This window comes from Hellea balneolensis DSM 19091 (assembly GCF_000428525.1).
Lineage (GTDB): Bacteria > Pseudomonadota > Alphaproteobacteria > Caulobacterales > Maricaulaceae > Hellea > Hellea balneolensis.
The window spans coordinates 363,023-381,162 of sequence record NZ_AUAC01000002.1 but is presented as its reverse complement, the minus strand read 5'-3'; the positions used below and the strand labels follow the sequence as shown (position 1 = coordinate 381,162).

At 48.2% G+C, this 18,140-nt stretch carries 15 protein-coding genes and 1 pseudogene; 7 read left to right on the top strand and 9 right to left on the bottom strand.

Features of this window, described 5'->3' with window-relative positions; genetic code table 11:
* Window position 1: 1 nt before the first annotated feature.
* From F569_RS0101985 to F569_RS16035, 6 genes are all read right to left on the bottom strand, one after another.
* Window positions 2-910 carry a homocysteine S-methyltransferase family protein gene (locus F569_RS0101985; RefSeq protein WP_026940814.1) on the bottom strand — a complete coding sequence of 303 codons (909 nt, stop codon included), beginning with the start codon at window positions 908-910 and terminating at the stop codon, window positions 2-4.
* Window positions 903-1,742 (bottom strand): 16S rRNA (adenine(1518)-N(6)/adenine(1519)-N(6))-dimethyltransferase RsmA, encoded by an 840-nt coding sequence (gene rsmA / locus F569_RS0101980; protein ID WP_026940813.1) that lies wholly within the window; start codon window positions 1,740-1,742, stop codon window positions 903-905. The genes F569_RS0101985 and rsmA overlap by 8 nt, the downstream gene beginning before the upstream one ends.
* The gene (pdxA, locus tag F569_RS0101975) at window positions 1,729-2,736 is read right to left on the bottom strand and encodes a 4-hydroxythreonine-4-phosphate dehydrogenase PdxA (protein ID WP_026940812.1); all 1,008 of its coding nucleotides are present in this window, start codon (window positions 2,734-2,736) and stop codon (window positions 1,729-1,731) included. Before pdxA ends, rsmA begins: the two co-directional genes overlap by 14 nt.
* The gene (locus tag F569_RS16040; RefSeq protein ID WP_162143723.1) at window positions 2,736-3,962 is read right to left on the bottom strand and encodes a peptidylprolyl isomerase; all 1,227 of its coding nucleotides are present in this window, start codon (window positions 3,960-3,962) and stop codon (window positions 2,736-2,738) included. Before F569_RS16040 ends, pdxA begins: the two co-directional genes overlap by 1 nt.
* A 135-nt stretch (window positions 3,963-4,097) precedes the next feature.
* On the bottom strand, window positions 4,098-5,195 hold the full coding sequence (gene lptG, locus F569_RS0101965; protein ID WP_162143722.1) for an LPS export ABC transporter permease LptG: 1,098 nt from the start codon (window positions 5,193-5,195) through the stop codon (window positions 4,098-4,100).
* Window positions 5,192-6,343: an LptF/LptG family permease gene (locus F569_RS16035; protein WP_162143721.1), complete on the bottom strand. Its 1,152-nt coding sequence runs from the start codon at window positions 6,341-6,343 to the stop codon at window positions 5,192-5,194. The genes lptG and F569_RS16035 overlap by 4 nt, the downstream gene beginning before the upstream one ends.
* A gap of 129 nt (window positions 6,344-6,472) precedes the next feature.
* Between F569_RS16035 and F569_RS0101955 the strand changes: the two genes are divergently transcribed.
* Genes F569_RS0101955 through F569_RS0101945 form a run of 3 tightly spaced genes read left to right on the top strand, consistent with a single transcriptional unit; the run spans window position 6,473 to window position 8,878 of the window.
* Entirely contained in the window at window positions 6,473-7,951 is a 1,479-nt protein-coding gene (locus F569_RS0101955; protein WP_026940810.1) for a leucyl aminopeptidase, read from the top strand.
* 14 nt (window positions 7,952-7,965) lie between these two features.
* Window positions 7,966-8,409: a DNA polymerase III subunit chi gene (locus F569_RS0101950; protein ID WP_026940809.1), complete on the top strand. Its 444-nt coding sequence runs from the start codon at window positions 7,966-7,968 to the stop codon at window positions 8,407-8,409.
* A gap of 7 nt (window positions 8,410-8,416) precedes the next feature.
* Complete coding sequence (locus tag F569_RS0101945) at window positions 8,417-8,878, top strand: GAF domain-containing protein (protein WP_026940808.1); 462 nt, start codon at window positions 8,417-8,419, stop codon at window positions 8,876-8,878.
* Here F569_RS0101945 and F569_RS0101940 read toward each other — a convergent pair.
* A complete protein-coding gene (locus F569_RS0101940; protein WP_051279119.1) occupies window positions 8,875-9,459 on the bottom strand; it encodes an LOG family protein in 585 nt (194 codons plus the stop codon). The two genes, F569_RS0101945 and F569_RS0101940, sit on opposite strands and share 4 nt — an antisense overlap.
* Before the next feature lie 85 nt (window positions 9,460-9,544).
* On the opposite strand from F569_RS0101940, the gene F569_RS0101935 reads away from it, so the two are divergent.
* Window positions 9,545-10,492, top strand: coding sequence for a hypothetical protein (locus tag F569_RS0101935; RefSeq protein WP_026940806.1), 948 nt, complete (start codon window positions 9,545-9,547; stop codon window positions 10,490-10,492).
* Between the two features lie 10 nt (window positions 10,493-10,502).
* Here F569_RS0101935 and F569_RS16030 read toward each other — a convergent pair whose 3' ends face one another.
* Together F569_RS16030 and F569_RS16025 are read right to left on the bottom strand one after the other, a co-directional pair.
* Window positions 10,503-13,778 carry an efflux RND transporter permease subunit gene (locus F569_RS16030; protein WP_051279117.1) on the bottom strand — a complete coding sequence of 1,092 codons (3,276 nt, stop codon included), beginning with the start codon at window positions 13,776-13,778 and terminating at the stop codon, window positions 10,503-10,505.
* A gap of 2 nt (window positions 13,779-13,780) precedes the next feature.
* A complete protein-coding gene (locus F569_RS16025) occupies window positions 13,781-14,866 on the bottom strand; it encodes an efflux RND transporter periplasmic adaptor subunit (RefSeq protein ID WP_162143720.1) in 1,086 nt (361 codons plus the stop codon).
* A gap of 241 nt (window positions 14,867-15,107) precedes the next feature.
* On the opposite strand from F569_RS16025, the gene F569_RS0101920 reads away from it, so the two are divergent.
* The 3 genes and pseudogenes from F569_RS0101920 to F569_RS19810 all read left to right on the top strand — a co-directional run.
* On the top strand, window positions 15,108-16,640 hold the full coding sequence (locus F569_RS0101920; RefSeq protein WP_026940805.1) for an acyl-CoA carboxylase subunit beta: 1,533 nt from the start codon (window positions 15,108-15,110) through the stop codon (window positions 16,638-16,640).
* On the top strand, window positions 16,641-17,219 hold the full coding sequence (locus tag F569_RS0101915; RefSeq protein WP_026940804.1) for a hypothetical protein: 579 nt from the start codon (window positions 16,641-16,643) through the stop codon (window positions 17,217-17,219). It abuts the gene before it with no gap.
* A pseudogene (locus tag F569_RS19810) lies at window positions 17,212-18,122 on the top strand (acetyl-CoA carboxylase biotin carboxylase subunit); the annotation flags it as partial. The gene F569_RS0101915 and the pseudogene F569_RS19810, both read left to right, overlap by 8 nt.
* Window positions 18,123-18,140: the final 18 nt, after the last annotated feature.

Below are 18,140 nucleotides of genomic sequence, written 5' to 3'. Positions count from 1 at the left end.
ATTAAGGGAATGGGGTAATCTCATAACCTGCATGATTCAAAACACGCCTAACCTCTGCGATATGAGACGGCCCGACTTCACAGCACCCGCCTATAATTTTAACGCCAGCTTTTGCCCACTCAAGAGCATATTGTGCATAGAGTTGAGGCGTTAGATCTTGCCGTGCTTTCAGGTTAGCTGTAGTGCCGCCAACTTCTAACAGGGCTACTGATTGGAAGCCATTCGCGTAGCAGCCAATGATCGGAATTTTCTTTGTCATTAAGGGTAAAGCAGCCGTCACCGTTTCGGGCATTGAACAGTTAACAGATACAGCTTTAACCCCAAAGGGAATTACGGTCTCAATGGCATCAGAAAGGCTTTCGCCAGAACGCAATGCCTCAGGATTATTATCGTCGAGCGTAAAACTCACAACTGTGTCTAGCCCTACTTCTGTTGCAGCTTTAACTGCTGTGAAAGCCTCGCGAATGGTTGCCAGTGTCTCGCAAAGCATGATGTCGATGCCGTCTTTTTGAATATTTACAAGACGCCTATATTGGTCGAGGCACTCTTGTTCTGATGGGACTAAACTCGGTTTATAACTCGCAACAACAGGGGGTAAGCATCCTGCGATTTTTATGCCGCCTTGCCCTGATTTTTGCTTCGCACTTGCCGCAATTTCTTTTGCGGATTGGTGAATAGGTTCAAATAAATCAATGCTGGCATCTCTGCTTAATCGCCAAGGAGTAGCGGTGTAATTATTGAGCGCGATGACTTTTGCGCCCGCCTTTATGAAGTCTATGTGAAGCTCTTCTACAAGGCTTGGGTTGTCCAACATAATACGCGTTGACCAAAGGGGCGTTGGTGCAATACCAGATCGGCGTACGAGCTCTTGTCCCATTCCGCCGTCTAATAGTATGACTGATTTATTCATTTTTTAAGGCACCTGCCAATATCTGAAACTCGGCCACACTCAATGTTTCGGGCCGTCTTTGTGGGTCTATGTTACAGGTTTCGCACCAGCTTTCCGACTCAACGCCATATTTTTTGGCAATTGGCTTTAGTGATTTCCTCAGCATCTTTCGTCTTTGTCCAAAGGCAGCCATGGTTACTTCGCCCAATAACTTTAAATCCCTAAAGCGTTTAGCTTCAGGCAAGGGTTCTAGAACTATAACGGCGCTATCAACCTTTGGTGGAGGGCTAAATGCATTAGAAGGAACTTCGAAGCCAAGACGGGTGTCGCATACGCTTTGGGCGAGGATAGCAAGGCGGCCATAGGCGCTATCTCCCGGCGATGCGACCACACGTTCGGCGACTTCTTTTTGAAACATCAATACAGCTTGCGACCAGAAAAGTGGAGTGGCTGTGAGCCAGTTAATAAGCATTTTTGTGCCGACATTATAAGGCAGATTGGCGACGATTTTTATCTCACCGTCTAATTCTTTTCCAATATCGACTTTCAGCGCATTGCCGTGAATGACGCGGAGTTTGCCGCTCGCTCTTGCAATATCATCAAGAGGGGCAAGAAACCGGTCATCCATCTCAATCGCGAGAACTTCAGCCCCATTTTGTACGAGCGCGCGGGTTAATCCGCCAGGGCCAGGACCTATTTCTGCGACACTGACGCCGTCCAAGGGGGCGGCTAGGCGCGCGATCTTATCCGTCACATTCATATCCAAGAGGAAATGCTGCCCGAGCGTTTTATTGGCGCGCAGTTTATGGATTTTGACTGTCTCTGAGAGGGTTGGCAGATTATCCAGAGACATAGGCGGCTCTGTTATTGGCGATGTCTCTGGCGGTTTTGATGGCGGCTATAAGGCTATCTGGTCGGGCTTTGTTCTTACCAGCAATTCCAAAGGCTGTGCCGTGATCGGGTGAGGTGCGGACAATAGGCAGACCGAGCGTGATATTCACACCGCCATGGAAGTCGAGTGTTTTGACGGGTATGAGACCTTGGTCGTGATACATCGCAAGCACCGCGTCGTAGTTTTCGCGTGCCTCGGCATGAAATAGCGTATCGGCGGGTTGGGCATCTGTGACGGTCAAGCCTTCTTCGCGCAGAAGGCGGGCCGCAGGATTAATGATATTGCGCTCTTCCATACCCAGAGCGCCGCCTTCGCCTGCATGAGGGTTTAGCCCTGTTAGGCTGATGCGAGGTTTTGCAATACCGAAGTCACATTTTAACGCGCCGTATATGACACGGGCATTATTTAAAATAGCGTCAGCAGAGAGCTGCGCGGCGGCGTCTTTGAGGGCGAGGTGTACAGTGGCAAGACCGACACGCAAGCCACCGCCTGAGAGCATCATGACGGGGCCTCTGGCATAAGGCGGCTCAATGGATTGTGTTAGCTCGCCGAGATATTCTGTGTGGCCCGGAAATTTAAAGCTAGCTTGGTAGAGAATGTCTTTTGCAATGGGGTTGGTGACCATACCGTCCGCTTCCCCGTTCAAGCATCGCCTAACAGCTCGTTCTATAGACTCAGTTATGGTCATGGCATGATCCAGGGATGGTTGACCTGCCGTCGCTATTCTCCCGTCAAGAGGCAGGACGGGAATGGCTTGTGAGAAAACGTCATGCGCCTCTGCAAGGTGCGATATGGGCCGGACATTTCCGCCTGCATTTTCAATGACGCGGGGCGGAGCTATGACTGCAAAAGTAAATCGCGCCTGATTTTTCAGCGCGTTCCAGGCTTTAACAGTAATTTCGGGGCCAATTCCGGCGGGATCGCCCATTGTTAGAAGGAGCGGCTTTTGAGGCACTACCGCACAACAACGGTCGCTTGGCGGCGAAGATCACGTAAGTGGCGTTTAGACGCCTGCGCGAGCTGTTGATCCATCAGGCGATCTTCAATCTGATCACGCGTAGGAATGTCGGAGCCAGACGCCTCGCGCGAACAAACCATAATGCCTGCCGCGCCGCCTGGACGTTCAATCGGATCGCCTAAGGCACCGACATCAGTGCTTGATAGAACAGCTAAGACTTCATCGGTCAGCTCGCTACTTTTAATCTCGCCCATATCCGCCTGTTCGACGCCGTCTAACGCCTCCACATCATCCTTAAGGGTTTCGCATGACGTCAGCGTATCTTTTAAAGCAATAAGTTGTGACTTAGCCGCTTCAACATCTTCACTGTCAACACGGACTTGCTTTAACTTATAAAGCGTATCTGCTTCTGAGATTTTCTTATCTAAAAGCGCAACAACATAAACGCCGCCCGGAACTTGAATGGGTTTTGACAAGTTGCCTTTTTCCATTTGTTGAATGATTTGATCGATTTCAGGCCGGAGCTCACCTTCGCGAACCCATCCCATATCTCCGCCTTTGGCCGCTGTTGGGGAGCTTGAGAATTGTTGTGCTAAAAGCGGGAAAGGTGCGCCGTCCGCGACTTGTTGCACCATGGCTTGCGCACCTTGCATTGCGCCTTCCATGCCACCAATATCTTCAGTGGCTTCGATATAAATTTCAGCGACGCGGTAATTGGGTTTCGAAGCGTTGGCGGTTAAACGGTTGAGCGTTTCATCGATTTGGGCGTCCGAGATACGAATGCGTGATCCATAAAGGCCATTGATGATACGCTGCCATGCGATTTCAGAGCGAACTTGATCACGCAAAGTTTCAATTGAAACACCAGCTGATGCGAGGCGCTGCACGACTTCATTGGGGTCAAGACCATTCCGGCCAATCAATCTTGCAACACTTTGATTAATCTCTTCATCAGAAATTGTTTGCTCATATTTATCGGACTCTTGAATTTGGATGTGCTCGTCAACTAGATTGCGCAATGCTTGCTGCTGCGCACGGGCAATAGCTTCTTCGGTGCGCTCAATCCCTGTTGTAGCAACCATGAATAATGTGCGTTGCCTCAGATCATGAGTAGTGACGATGTCATCATTCACAACGGCTGCGATACCGTGTGATGTTTGAGCAAAGGCTGTACCTGTAAACAGGAGAGCCGCCGAAGCTGAGAGCAATAGTGTTTTCATCATAAGAGTCATCTTATCCGCATTCGCGTCATTCTGTAATTTGGCTGATTTATACGCCAATTTGCGTTAATGGCAATTCGCCTTTGAGTCTTTATTACACTGATGCGATGATTAGTTTTGTTAAAATTCAGTCAGATATCAGCCGTCTTCAATTTTAGCCAGATAACTGATACCAAAAAACAGGACAAAAAGTGGAATCGTCCAAGCTGCTAATAATATTGGCAGAGCAGATGCTTCCCCAAAAGCGCTCACGACATTATCGGCAAAATAGACTGCAAAGCCCAAAACGCCGCCAATTATCAAAAGCCGTAAAGTTCCGCCTTCACGTGTTAAATGCATCGAAACCCCAGCGGCAATGATTGTCATGGCAATCAGCATGATTGGTAGGGCCAAGAGTTTATTGAGCTGCATTCGCAAGCCGACCGTTGAAAACCCCGCGCGTTCAGTTTTTTTGATCGTTTCAGGAATATCCCAAAAAGGCGGTAGCGTATTATTGCCGGTGGTGTCTTTTATATCATCTATGGTAATAGTAGTTGGTAAAGATACCGCTGTTTGGGTTTGCGACAGCTCGCCTTCCGCGTTTTCAATTACATTGCGAAGTTGCCAATAACCTTGGGTCACGAGTTCAGCCTCTTTCGCATCGAGTCTACGTTCAAATTCAGCCGTACCTTCGGCGTTGATTTCGAAAATATAGAATGTTGCGTTGAATAGTTTCCGTGCCAACATATCTACACGTTCTGCATAGATAACAGTCTGTCCAATATCGTTGCCCTCCCGTAACCAGATATTCTCATTTTTGGCGGATGTGGCTGACCCGGTCACGCGCTCAACAAGATTATCATGTGCATTCATTGCGGAGGAGGCGAGGGGGTTAAAGGCAGCAGCCCATATGACGCCGAGCGTTGCTGTGACGATGATAGCGGGGGATAAAAACCTCCAAGCGGACAGGCCGGACGCTCTAAGGACTATCAGCTCACTTCGGCGATTGAGACTGTAAAGCGTTCCCATGACGCCAAATAGGACTACAAAAGGAATTGTTTGCTCTATGAGTTTGGGCGCTTTTAAAAGTGTCATAAGAAAAACAGTGCCGGAGCCGATATTCTCGTCCGCGCCTATGTTCCGCGTTCCCTCAACAAAATCGACAAGCATGATGATACTTGTGACGACCATAAAAGCCAAAAGTAGCCCTTTAATTATGCGCTTAATGATATAGCGGTTTAGCGTAGAAAACATCATGACGGTGCGTAACGCTCCCGCTTGGATGATTTGGATTTTCGCGTGAATAAGTGCTTTAGGTTGCGGATGCGGCGCCTGCGGAGCAGATACCAAGTGCATCCCGCGCAGACACCCAGTGGAATAGCATATTGAACGATGTTCAAAGAGGGATCGCTTTCTGCCGCGGAGGCAAGGCCAAACCCTGTCAGGCGTATGATAAAGCCGATTGCAACGCATATGGCTATCTTACGTCCATATCCCATCCGTTGGTGCTCGCCGCGTATCATAAAGCACAAGGCTAACATAACCAGAGCCAAATTATATATTGGGGTTGCTAAACGATTATGCCCTTCAGCTTTAAGCTCTTGCCGGTATTTACGGTTGGCATAAACGCGTTGGTCAGGTCGCAGGAGCTCATGTAAATAAAGATCAGAGGGCTTTTTACGCAGGACAGAGTCCATCGCCATGACATCCGATAAGTCGATTTGATAATCGTCAAAAGCGACAAGATCCAAACTTCCGTCATCGAGTATCTGCTGAACATTACCTGTTTTGAGGATGAGGCGCGCGGATTCTTCGCCCCGCGTTAGATAGCCGGATTTGGCTGTATGAGTCGTGGCGCCACTGTCATCGCGCGTGTCGTAAATGATCACATCCTTCATAGCCCCATCAGGCGCAATTTCTCGTGCATAAACGGTCAGGCCTACTGTTGGCGTTACAAATTCACCCGCTCGAACCATTTGGGAAGCGATATCAGTGCGCACCTTTAAAATTTCGCTTCGCATTTGGCTAAAAGCAAAAGGCTGAATAACAAGATTGATAATTAGATGCGCGATAAGGGCGTACATACCAAGTCGCAAAGCGGGGCTAGCGATTTGCCAAGGACTAAATCCTGAGGCCTTAGCGACTATCATTTCGCTGTCCATATTAAGGCGGTTTAACGCATAAAGAGTTGCCATAAACACAGCCAATGGCATTATGATGCTGATCAATTGGGGTAGGGCTAAAATCGTAATATATAAAAAGGTGAGTCCTGATTGACGATTTTCAACTATCAGATCAAGTGTTTGTAGGCTTTGAGTCAATAAAGCTAGGGCTGCGAGAGCAGAAAGCGATAAGAGTAAGGGATAAAGGACTTGCTTCCAGAAATATCTCTGTAGAAGGGTCACTTTATACACTCATACCGTTAAATTAATTAAACTCTAGAATTTTGCTTCTATTACGCGTTGCCTTGCTTTACCACAGTTAAAACAATGAAAAAGTGATTAGAGTCACAACTAAGCTTAGGAGCTTCCCGCATGAAAATTTCATTCGTCGCTGATAAATTGGCCGCCTCCGGATGTGCTGTTATTCCCGTAAAGAAATCGTTGAAGACTGGCGGGGCTGGAGTTGACTACATAAAAGCGCAGGGCAAGCAATTTGCGCAGGCTGCCAAAGCTGCTGGATTTAATGGCGAGAAAGGGAAGAGCTTTAGCCTCTATGCCCCATCTGGCCTTGAAGCTTCACGTGTATTCGTAAGCGGTATTGGTGATGGAAAAGATTTTGACGCTGAAATGTTCGGCGCTAAAGCCGCGAAGTCTCTCATGATGCAGGAGAGTGCTATAACACTTCATTTAGGCGGTATGGATGTTTCCCCAGACGCGGCGGCGCGAGCGGCGGTTGGAATGCGCTTGGCGGCCTATCGTTTTGATCAATATCGAACAAAACTGGCGGCCAATAAGAAGCCTGTTCTTAAAACGATTAAAATTGCGTGTGATGATCCGGCAAAGGCAAGGGCGTCATATAAAAATTATCATGGTCCTGTTTGTGACGGAACGGTTTTAGCCAGAGATCTCGTCAACGAACCCCCCAATGTAATTTATCCAAAAGCCTATGCGGCGCGTATTAAAGAGCTCGAAAAACTTGGACTAAAAGTTCAGATATTAGGTGAAAAACGCATGAAGTCGCTTGGTATGAACACGCTGCTTTGCGTCGGACAAGGCTCAGTTCGTGAGTCTCAAATGGTTATAATGACGTGGAATGGCGGTAAGAAAGGGGACAAACCGGCTTGTATAGTTGGCAAGGGTGTTACCTTTGATACGGGCGGAATTTCATTAAAGCCCGGCGCCAATATGTGGGATATGAAAGGCGATATGGGCGGATCAGCTGCTGTGGTCGGCGCTATGGCAGGACTTGCAGCGCGTAATGCCAAAGCCAACGTCGTGGGTATTGTGGGGTTGGTTGAAAATATGCCGGATGGGAATGCGGTCCTGCCCGGGGATATCATCACATCAATGTCAGGACAAACTGTTGAGGTGCAAAATACAGATGCAGAGGGACGCCTAGTTCTGGCCGATTGCCTGCATTATGCTTCTACTAAGATAAAACCGAAAGCCATGATCAATCTCGCGACGCTGACAGGCGCGATATTAGTGGCCTTGGGCACTGAACGTGCAGGCGTGTTCTCTAATAATGATGGCTTGGCCGCGCAAATCGCAAGCGCGTCTGAGACAACTAAAGAGAAAACGTGGCGTCTCCCAATTGGCCCAGAATATGACCGCCTTCTGGATAGCCCTAATGCGGATATGAAAAATATAGGCGGGCGTTTAGCAGGGTCTATTACGGCCGCACAATTCTTGCAGCGCTTTGTTGGAAAGGGAATCCCTTGGGCCCATATTGATGTAGCGGGGACCGCAATGAAGCCGTCCAATCGGCATGATCCCCGCGAGACGACATTTGGAACCGGTTTTGGTGCGCGTCTGCTTAACCGCTGGATCGCAGATAATTTTGAAGGCTAAGTTTTAAAATCTTTATGGAATATTGGTTTTACCACCTTGAAGCTTCGACCGTAGAAGGCGTTCTGCCGGGCCTTTTGGAAAAAACACGCCAAAAGGGGTGGAAGGCTCTGGTTAAGCTCCCCGTGGAGCAGCTTAAAGAGATGGATGATTATCTCTGGACTTACAAAGATGACAGTTTTCTGCCCCATGGGCGCGATGACGAACCGATGTCCGAGCAACAGCCTATTACGCTCAGTTCCTCAGCGGTAACAGCCTCAGGCCGTCAAGCTGTTTTTTTGCTAGGCGGTACGGATCTGGATGATATGAGCGGAGTTGAACGCTGCATAGTCATGATCAACGGCCGCTCGCAGGACGATGTCTTGCAAGAGCGAAAACGTTGGAGGGCTTTGAAAGAGGCCGGAGCAACACTATCTTATTACCAGCAAAACGATCGAGGATCATGGGAGAAGAAAGCTTGATAAGCTTATGAATAAAAAAGAAATTTATAATGAGGTGGCGCTTCAAATCTCTGCGGTCATTGAAGGCGAAACATCTAAAACTGCTAGATATGCGACAGCGGCGTGTTTGCTGAATGAAGCTTTTGATTATTTCTTCTGGACGGGGTTTTATGTTGTAGACCCGCTCAAAACAACAGAACTTGTTGTCGGACCCTATCAAGGCTCCTTGGGATGCTTGCGCATTCCTTTGGGTAAAGGTGTCTGCGGCACAGCAGCTGAGCTAGGTAAGACTGTAATTGTGGAAGATGTTCATGAATTTCCGGGGCATATAGCTTGTGACAGTCGTTCAAATTCTGAGATTGTTGTGCCTGTCTTTGATAAAGAAGGAAGCCTGGCCGCGGTTTTGGATATTGATTCGACGCAACTTGGCTCTTTCGACACAGAAGATAAAGCGGGTTTGGAGTACATCTGTAAGACTTTGCTAGTTTAAACTTTTTTATGGATATCGAGGGGCTCTCGAACATTCGGACTCGCGATCTTATTTGCGATAAAAATTAAAGCTTCCTGTGCGGTTGAGGCTGAATGGATATCTTTAGCAAAGCTTTCCGGAGCAAAACCTTTTTCAATAGTATGATGCAGCCCGCGAATGATAGGATCCCAATAACCTGTATCATCTAAGAAAACTAAAGGCTTCTCATGCAGGTTGAGCCGCATCCAAGAGAGTATTTCAATCGTTTCCTCCAATGTGCCTATACCGCCGGGCAATACAATAAAGCCGTCAGACTCGTCATACATCATGATTTTTCTGGCATGCATGTCTGGGACCATAATGTGCTCAACATCTGTAAGCGTTTTTTCGACTTCGGCTAAAAACTCGGGCATGATACCTAAGACCTTACCGCCTGATGTGTTCGCAGATCGTGCCACGGCTCCCATTAAACCTAAACCACCGCCACCATAGACGAGGCGATGTTTGGCCTTCGCCAAAGCTTTTCCGACACTTTTTGCTAACGCCATATGCTTAGGATCATGGCCGGGGCTTGCGCCGCAAAATACACAGATTGATGTCATAATTAGGTTATTTCATTTGCGTTATGTCAGTTACGACTTAGGTTACGGTGATTGAGATGACAACGTTGAAAAGACACTAAGTAAAATGAAATCACGTCTAATTTGGATGGTAGTTACAGGATTGGCTTTGGCCTTGATATTACTTGTTGCTGTCCAAACCACATCATTCCTGTCGAGCGTGCCTATTTTTTCTGGTGATGTAGAAATATCAGAGCCCGCTGAGAAAAGTGAGCCTGTAACAGATACGGGCTTTACGCCTGTAATTTTTCGAACTGTAAACGAATTTGGGACCGGGAGCTCTCGCCTGTTGCGCGTGAATGGAACGAGCGAACCTAACGCTGTTCTTATTCTACTAAATCGTAATCAACGTTTGCGTCAGATCAGAGCGGATGACGCTGGTAATTGGGCTCTGGATGTTAATGTTGAGCGGGATCAAACAATGGTACTTGAACTTGTTATGTTTGTTGACGGCGGACTGAATGTTAGAGGGGATGAAACCGTTTTTCGCGTGCCTGTACCCCCGAAAGACGCCGAAGAAATCGATTTAGATAAGCCCGCTTTAATCATGGTCACGGCCCCCGGTGGCCCGACACGAATTGTTCAAACGCCCTTTGGGGGGAGTCCAACAGACGGTCCGCTGACGATGGGGCCAATCGATTACGATGATAGCGGCGGCGTGATTTTTTCGGGCACTACAGAAGAAGAGGGACGCGTTAGAATTTTTGCAGGGCCTTCTGCTATCGGTGAAACTCGTGTTGGTGCAGGAGGGCGCTGGAACTTCATTGCTGGTAATATGTTGCCTTTGGGCGAATATGAGATCGCTGCGGAACTCATTAAATCGGACGGTGTTAAAGCAAGGGTGAGTGTACCTTTCGAAAGATTACCTCCCTCAAGAAATACTGAACTCTCTTTTGTTCCCGATATCAGATATGAACCCTTTCGATGGCAAATACGCCGGCAGCTCTTGGGTGGCGGCGCGCAATATACAGCTATATTTGCCCCTCAGGAAGCCGAGGCGTTAATCGTGGACTAGTAAGCGCGCCTTACTCGGCTGCAATTGGCTGGGCGTCGTCTATAGCCAAGCTTGGATCCGCATCGTCTTCCGGCTTCATATTTGTATCTGTCTTTTTGCCAAAGAGCTTCAGTAGACGTTTCTTCATGACAGTGGGCATAGCGAGCATAACGGGCGTAACAATAAGTGTAAGTATTGTTGCGAAGCCTAAACCGCTAGAAACAACGTAAGAAATAGGCGCCCAAATATCTGATGTACTGGATCCACGCGTAGAAAACTCACCTGTAAAGATATTAGCTTGCCACCCCAAAACCAAAGGCATGAGACCAACAACAGTCGTAAGGGTGGTAAGAATAACGGGGCGTAATCTTTGGGCGGCTGTTCTAAGAGCAGCATCTTCGGGGCTAAATCCATTGGAGAGTAAGCGTTGATAGGTGTCAATTAAAACAATATTGTTATTCACCACAATTCCGGCCAAAGCGATGACGCCTGTTAGGACAAGTATCATGGAAATATAAGGATAGAATGTCAGGCCTAGAATGACGCCAAAGACAGATAGAACAACGGCAGAGAGTGTCAGGAATACGTGATAAAAACTGTTAAATTGCAGCAATAAAATCACGCCCATCATAAACATAATTGCCATAGCCGCATTTTTCCCAAATTGCGCAGCAGCTGCATTTTCTTCGGCCTGCCCTAGAAACTTAATTTGGGTGCCAGGGGGAAGTTCTGCTTCTTCGTCGAACCATTTTTGAAGCTCTTCTACCTGCAAGTTAGTCGCATAATCCTTTCTCGTATTGCCTTGGACGACATAGAAAGGAAGCAAATCACGGCGTTCAATTTTATCTTGGCGAGGTTTCGCGACGCGTTTGACTACGGATGAAATAGGTAACGCGCCCTGCGGGGTTTGAATACGCAGACTATCAAGCTGTGCGAGGTCGCGGGAGGTGCTAGGATAGCGCACGCGAATATCAACTTCTTCCTCCACATTAAGCGGGCGATATTGCCCGACCAGCGCGCCTTCTGTTACGAATTGTAAGGCTGCGCCTATCCGCCCAACATCAAGCCCCAGTCGCCCGGCTTCTGCGCGGTCAACTATGATTTCCCAATCCACGCCGGGGAGGGGAAGGCTGTCTTCAATCTCATAGACACCTTCTATTGAAGCGAGCTTTTCACGCACATAAATTGCGGTTGATTTCAATTGTTCGCGATTTTCAGCCGATATCTGAATACCAATATCTTTGGCGATAGGCGGGCCTTGATCGATAGCTGTAATCTCGGTCAAGACACCGGGTATGCCCGTAGTGACTTGCTCAAGCTCCTCAATTATCTCAGCAAGAGGTCGCGAGCGTTCGTTAAAGGGAAGCAGTTCAGTATAAATTCGCACTGTTGAATCTATGGGAACATTTGACGGACCGTTTAAGCCCTCTCCACCGCCTCCACCACCCGCTGCACCGGGACCTGCAACAGTGTAGATTGAGTCCACGCCATCAACCTTGACAAGCCGGTTCTCTAGTTCTTTTGCAATGGTTAGGCTTTGTTCAGCTGTTGTGTTGCCGCGCGTTCTGGCCAAGACAAAAACCTGGTCGCTGGGTGTCTGGGTGAAAAATTCAACGGGTTTTGGGGGCGGGCCTTTGACGCTGGCACCGAAGACGCTGATGATCAGAAATCCAAGAATGCCCATTGCGAGCAAGACCAAAAGCGGGAAACGAATAAGTTGACGTATCACCTTCACATATCCGCCAGTAAAACCGGTAAGTTTAGAAGGGTCACCATCAGCGCCGGCTAGTAACGCCGCGTTGGAATTTTCTTTTTTCTTTGGTTTAAACCCAATAACTGCGCCTAATGTTGGTAGAAAAATCAAGGCCATCAACATTGAAGCTGTGAGAACATAGATCATGGTACGCGGGAAATAGGACATGAATTTGCCGGTGATCGTTTCCCAAAAGAGAAGCGGTATAAAGGCGGCGAGCGTTGTTGCTGTCGACGACACTATTGGCCAGAACATGCGCTCACCGGCCGTTTGAAAGGCTTCCTTTCGGGGCAGACCTTCATCCATTTTGCGGTCGGCATATTCAATAATGACAATGGCACTGTCTACCAACACCCCAACGGATAGAATAAGCCCAAAGAGGATCATCATATTGATGGTTTCGCCTTGGACGAAGAATAAGAAAAATGCGATCAAGAAACTAGCGGGAATGGCCCAGCCCACGAAGATGGCTGAACGCCAACCGAGTGCTGCAATACAGACTATGAAGACAAGGATAACAGCATTGATAATGGAAGAGGATAATTCGCGCCGCATATCATTGATGTAAACAGACCGCGATTGGCTATAGGTGACATTGATAGTCTCAGGCCAGTCTTCCCGTGAGCTGATATTATCGACCATTTCTTGCACTAAAAGAGCGGTGTCGAGAATATTCTCGCCTTGTCGTTTTGAAATTTCCAGAGACACTGATGTGCGCTGGTTGAAGCGAGCAATGTTCTCAATATCTTTGTACCCACTCCGTACTGTCGCGATATCGCTCATGCGGATTATACTGTTATTTTCGCCGCGGCGCACCACGAGATCAGCAAGGTCTGCGGGGTTCTCTATCAAGCCGGGAAGTTTGATATTGAACTTACCGCTATCTGTTTCCAATGCGCCCGCCGGGATAAGACTGTTATTGCGGTTCACCGCAAGCGCAATTTCATCATATGTAATTCCAAGGCTCTCAACAGTCGGTGGATCTAGTATAGCTTCGAGAACATTTATACGCTCACCTGAAATATTGGCTTCCAAGACCTGAGGCAGACTTTCAAGGCGCGATTGAAGGTCTTTGGCACGTTTTTGTAATTCGCGTTCCGGTACATCACCCCACAGATTTACCGTAATTATAGGCAGCGTTGAGGTTGAGACTTCTTCGACAACAGGTTCTTGTGCTTCTTGTGGGAATTCCGACCGGGCACGGTCAACTTTTTCAAGCACGTCGCGTATGGCTTTATCCTGGTCGTGGGATATATCAAATTCGATAATGACATAAGCGACATTTGTGGCTGCAATGGAGTCTATTTGCTTTACACCTTCGATAGACTTTATCTCGGTTTCCAAAGGCCTGATAAGCAATCGCTCCGCGTCTTCAGGTGAAATCCCCGGCAGGACGACACGCACATTTACAAAGGGCACAGGAATATCGGGTTCGGCATCGAGGGGCAGACGGTCAAGGGCCAATAATCCGCCTATGACAGCAAAAATCATGATGCCGATGGTCATCCGCCAGTTGCGGATTGAGAAGCCAACAATGCCGACAATGCCGCCCATAGCTATTCAGTGGCCCCGCTATAATCCGCGACATCCGGTTCAACTTCTGTGCCATTGGACACAAAATCTTGTCCCTGTACAATGATGCGCGTAGAGTCAGGTAGTCCCGTCACCCATATGCCTTTGCTGTCTTCGTCAATTTGCGAGACGGTTGAGAACTCAACGCGATTATCCTCTGTAAGATGCCGAACTCCTATTGTGCCGTCCGAGTCCAATGTCAGTATTTTGGAAGGGACATGCTGTGCTTTCACAGTTCCAGCTCTGATGGCGACTGTCGCGGTTACGCCGCCTTTAAGGGCATAATCAGCGTTGGGCACCTCGATCTCCGTGCGGAAAGTGCGGGTTGACGCTTTCGCATTGGCTTCGATGAAGCGAATTTTACCATTTATGGTTTGGCCTGTTGCCAGTTCGACATTTGCCTCTTGTCCAATGCTGATCTTCCCGACTTGCGACTCCGTAAGTTCGACCGACACAATTAACGGGTCCATCTCAATCAGTTTTCCACAAGGTTGACCCGGGAGTAAGTAATCGCCGACTTCGGCGATTTGCGAATCGAATATCCCTGAAAACGGGGCGCGCATGTTCACATTATCAAGCTCTATCTGTGCCTGTTTCACAGCAGCGTTCGCCCCGTCCACAGCAGCTTGTAAGGATTTCAGCTGCACTGAAGAACGATACCCTTTTTCAACAAGAGTTTTCGAAGATTGATAATCAAGTTTTCTAGCGTCCAGATTAGCGCGAGCTTGGTCCAGATTGGCTTGACGCGCATCGACATCTTGGCGGCAAAGCGTTGTGCCGCGTTTTATGCGGCGGCCTTCTGTAACAGGTGTGGCTATCACAAGACCGGCGGTCTCGGCCTTAACATCGACTTCACGGTTGGCTTCGGTGCGGCCAAAGAGTTTAAAGCTGTTTTGATGGTCTTCGGCATCGCGATATTCGACCACAACTGTTGGCATAGCCGTTTTTTGTTCGATTTTGGGGGCAGGCGCTTGTGATACGTCTTCTTTGATCGCTGAGTTATAAAAAAACCACAAAGCGATAGCGAGGACAGCTCCTGCCGCAAACAAATATGATCTATTGATTTTCATGGATTTCATACGCCCTTAACTGGCGGAGGGTTTGCAATACGTGACTCAATCTAGGCTTATCCGCGCCAAAGGCAACTGACAATCTTGCAAGAGCGATGGTCAGAATTGCATGGATTTTTCTTTCGACAAGCGGATAGATTTTAATCGCCTATATGATTTGACCCAAATCAGGGTTGACCCTTGCGCGGCGATTAGTAGGGTAACAGATTAGCTTTATTAGACTGGGTTTAGGGGATTAGGTTTGAGCGAGATTATAAACCAATTGGAACTGCGCAGAGACGAAGCGCGGCTCGGCGGCGGGGAGAGCAGAATTGAGGCTCAACATGCTAAGGGCAAGCTTACGGCGCGGGAACGCTTAGAACTTCTGCTTGATCCCGGTAGCTTTGAAGAATTCGATATGTTCGTCAAACACCGTTCCACTGATTTCGGGATGGAGAAGAAACATTTTGCGGGCGATGGCGTCGTCACAGGGTGGGGCACGATTAACGGACGTAAGACTTTCGTCTATGCGCAAGATTTTACCGTTTTTGGCGGCTCTCTCTCTAAGACACATGCGCAGAAGATTTGCAAAATCCAAGAGATGGCGATGAAAAACGGCGCGCCCATTATCGGTTTGAACGATTCAGGCGGCGCGCGCATCCAAGAAGGCGTTGAGGCCCTCGCAGGCTATACAGATGTGTTTCAAAACAATATCTTAGCGTCAGGTGTTGTCCCGCAAATTTCCGTCATTATGGGCCCAAGCGCGGGCGGCGCGGTGTATTCACCCGCGCTGACCGACTTTATCTTTATGGTGCGCGATAGCTCTTACATGTTCCTGACGGGGCCGGATGTTTTGAAAACTGTGACCAATGAGATTGTCACGGCGGAAGAGCTGGGCGGTGCGAAAACCCATACGACCAAATCCTCTGTGGCGGATGGCGCGTTTGATAATGATATGGAGGCGCTAGCGGAAATTCGGCGTCTTTTTGATTTCCTCCCGCTCAATAACCGCACAGGTTCTCCCTCGCGGCCTTTCTTTGATGAGCATGACCGCATTGATACCAGCCTTGATACGATTGTCCCTGATAATCCCAATATCCCCTATGATATGAAGGAACTGGTCGAGAAGGTCGCCGATGAAGGTGATTTCTTTGAGATACAGCGCGACTTTGCCAAGAATATCCTTTGCGGCTTTATCCGCCTCGAAGGCCAAACCGTTGGCGTGATTGCCAATCAGCCTATGGTGCTGGCGGGGTGTCTCGATAGTGATGCCTCACGCAAAGCCGCGCGTCATGTGCGTTTCTGTGACGCCTTTGAAATTCCGATTCTTACGCTTGTCGATGTGCCGGGTTTCTTGCCGGGAACGTCCCAAGAATTTGGCGGCGTGATTAAGCACGGCGCGAAACTGCTCTATGCTTACGGGGAAGCGACAGTCCCGAAGGTCACCGTCATTACCCGCAAAGCTTATGGCGGGGCCTATTGCGTGATGGCGCCCAAACATTTGCGCGGCGATATCAACTATGCTTGGCCCACCGCCCAAATCGCGGTGATGGGGGCGAAGGGGGCAACAGAAATCCTCCACCGCAAAGATTTAGGCGACGCTGAAAAAACTGCCGCCCATATCGCCGATTATGAAGACAAATTCCTAAGCCCCTTCCGCGCCGCAGAACTCGGCTATATTGACGAGGTGATACAGCCGCAAAGCACGCGCAAACGCGTGAACAGAGCCTTTGCAATGTTGAAGGATAAGCAACTCCAGAACCCGTGGAAGAAGCATGGGAACTTGCCGCTTTAAATGGTTGCTCACAACAAATTTGCTTTTGGGCTTACCCCAAGTCAACTTGAGTTTATGAGAGAAAACTCTGATCTGCTACATTTTCAGTTAGGTTTGATTGATACTTATTGCATCCAGTGCGCGAATGTAATCTGTGATGAAGAACTCGAAAAATGGAAACAGTTAAATTTGCTTCAAGCTCTCCAAAAAAGAATTCGTGACGTCTTATATCCCAATAGAGATAGATCGAGGAAATTCCCTTGGGTGAAAGTGAATATTTATCGAGGAGATGTTATTCGTCACTTGTTAGGCCTTAAAAAGTCCGAATTAGAACCGTTTTGGTTACATTATGATTGGTCCGATATTTCTGAATATTATGACGTCGCATTCCAGACACGAAAGAATGACCTATTAATTGAATACCAAGATTCAGCGACGACAAACTACATCAAATTTGGTTTGTTAAACTTTTATAGCGAAGGCAAAATGAGTTTTCCGTCAATTCCTATTAAAATAGATGAAACATTGGAACAGATAACTTTACTACGCAGTTCTGTAACTAATGGGCAAACAAAGTTGCAAGAGATTTTAAATGTCTGAGATTAAAAAAATACTCATAGCGAACCGCGGCGAGATAGCCTGCCGCGTCATTAAAACCGCCCGTAAAATGGGCATCAAAACCGTTGCGGTTTATTCTGATGCTGACCGCAACGCGCTTCATGTCGAGATGGCGGATGAGGCGGTGCATTTGGGCCCGCCTGCGGTGAACCAATCCTATTTGGTGATGGATAAAATCATTGACGCGATTGAGCAAACAGGGGCGGATGCTGTGCATCCCGGCTATGGCTTCCTCTCGGAAAATCCTGAATTTGCAAAACTCCTCGCCAAGAAAAAGATTACTTTTATCGGGCCAAACCCTCACGCCATTGTCTCTATGGGCGATAAAATTACCTCTAAGAAACTGGCTATGGATGCGGGTGTGTCTTGCGTGCCGGGTCATATGGGCCTGATTGAGGACGCCGAAGAAGCCGTTAAAATTTCAAAACAAATCGGCTATCCTGTGATGATTAAAGCCTCTGCTGGTGGGGGCGGGAAGGGCATGCGCATTGCCTATAATGACGAGGAAGCGCGGGAAGGATTTCAATCCTCCAAAAACGAAGCCGCCAATAGCTTTGGCGATGACCGTATTTTTATCGAAAAATTCGTCGAAGAGCCGCGCCATATCGAAATCCAAGTGCTGGGCGATAAGCATGGCAATGTGATTTATCTCAATGAGCGTGAATGCTCTATTCAGCGCCGTAACCAGAAAGTCATTGAAGAGGCCCCGTCGCCTTTCCTAGATGAAAAACTCGTGCGGCGATGGGCGCGGAATCCGTCGCCCTCGCCAAAGCCGTGGATTATGACTCTGCAGGGACGGTGGAATTCATCGTCGATAAGGATAAGAATTTCTACTTCCTTGAGATGAATACACGCCTCCAAGTCGAACATCCTGTCACGGAACTTATCACAGGTGTGGACCTC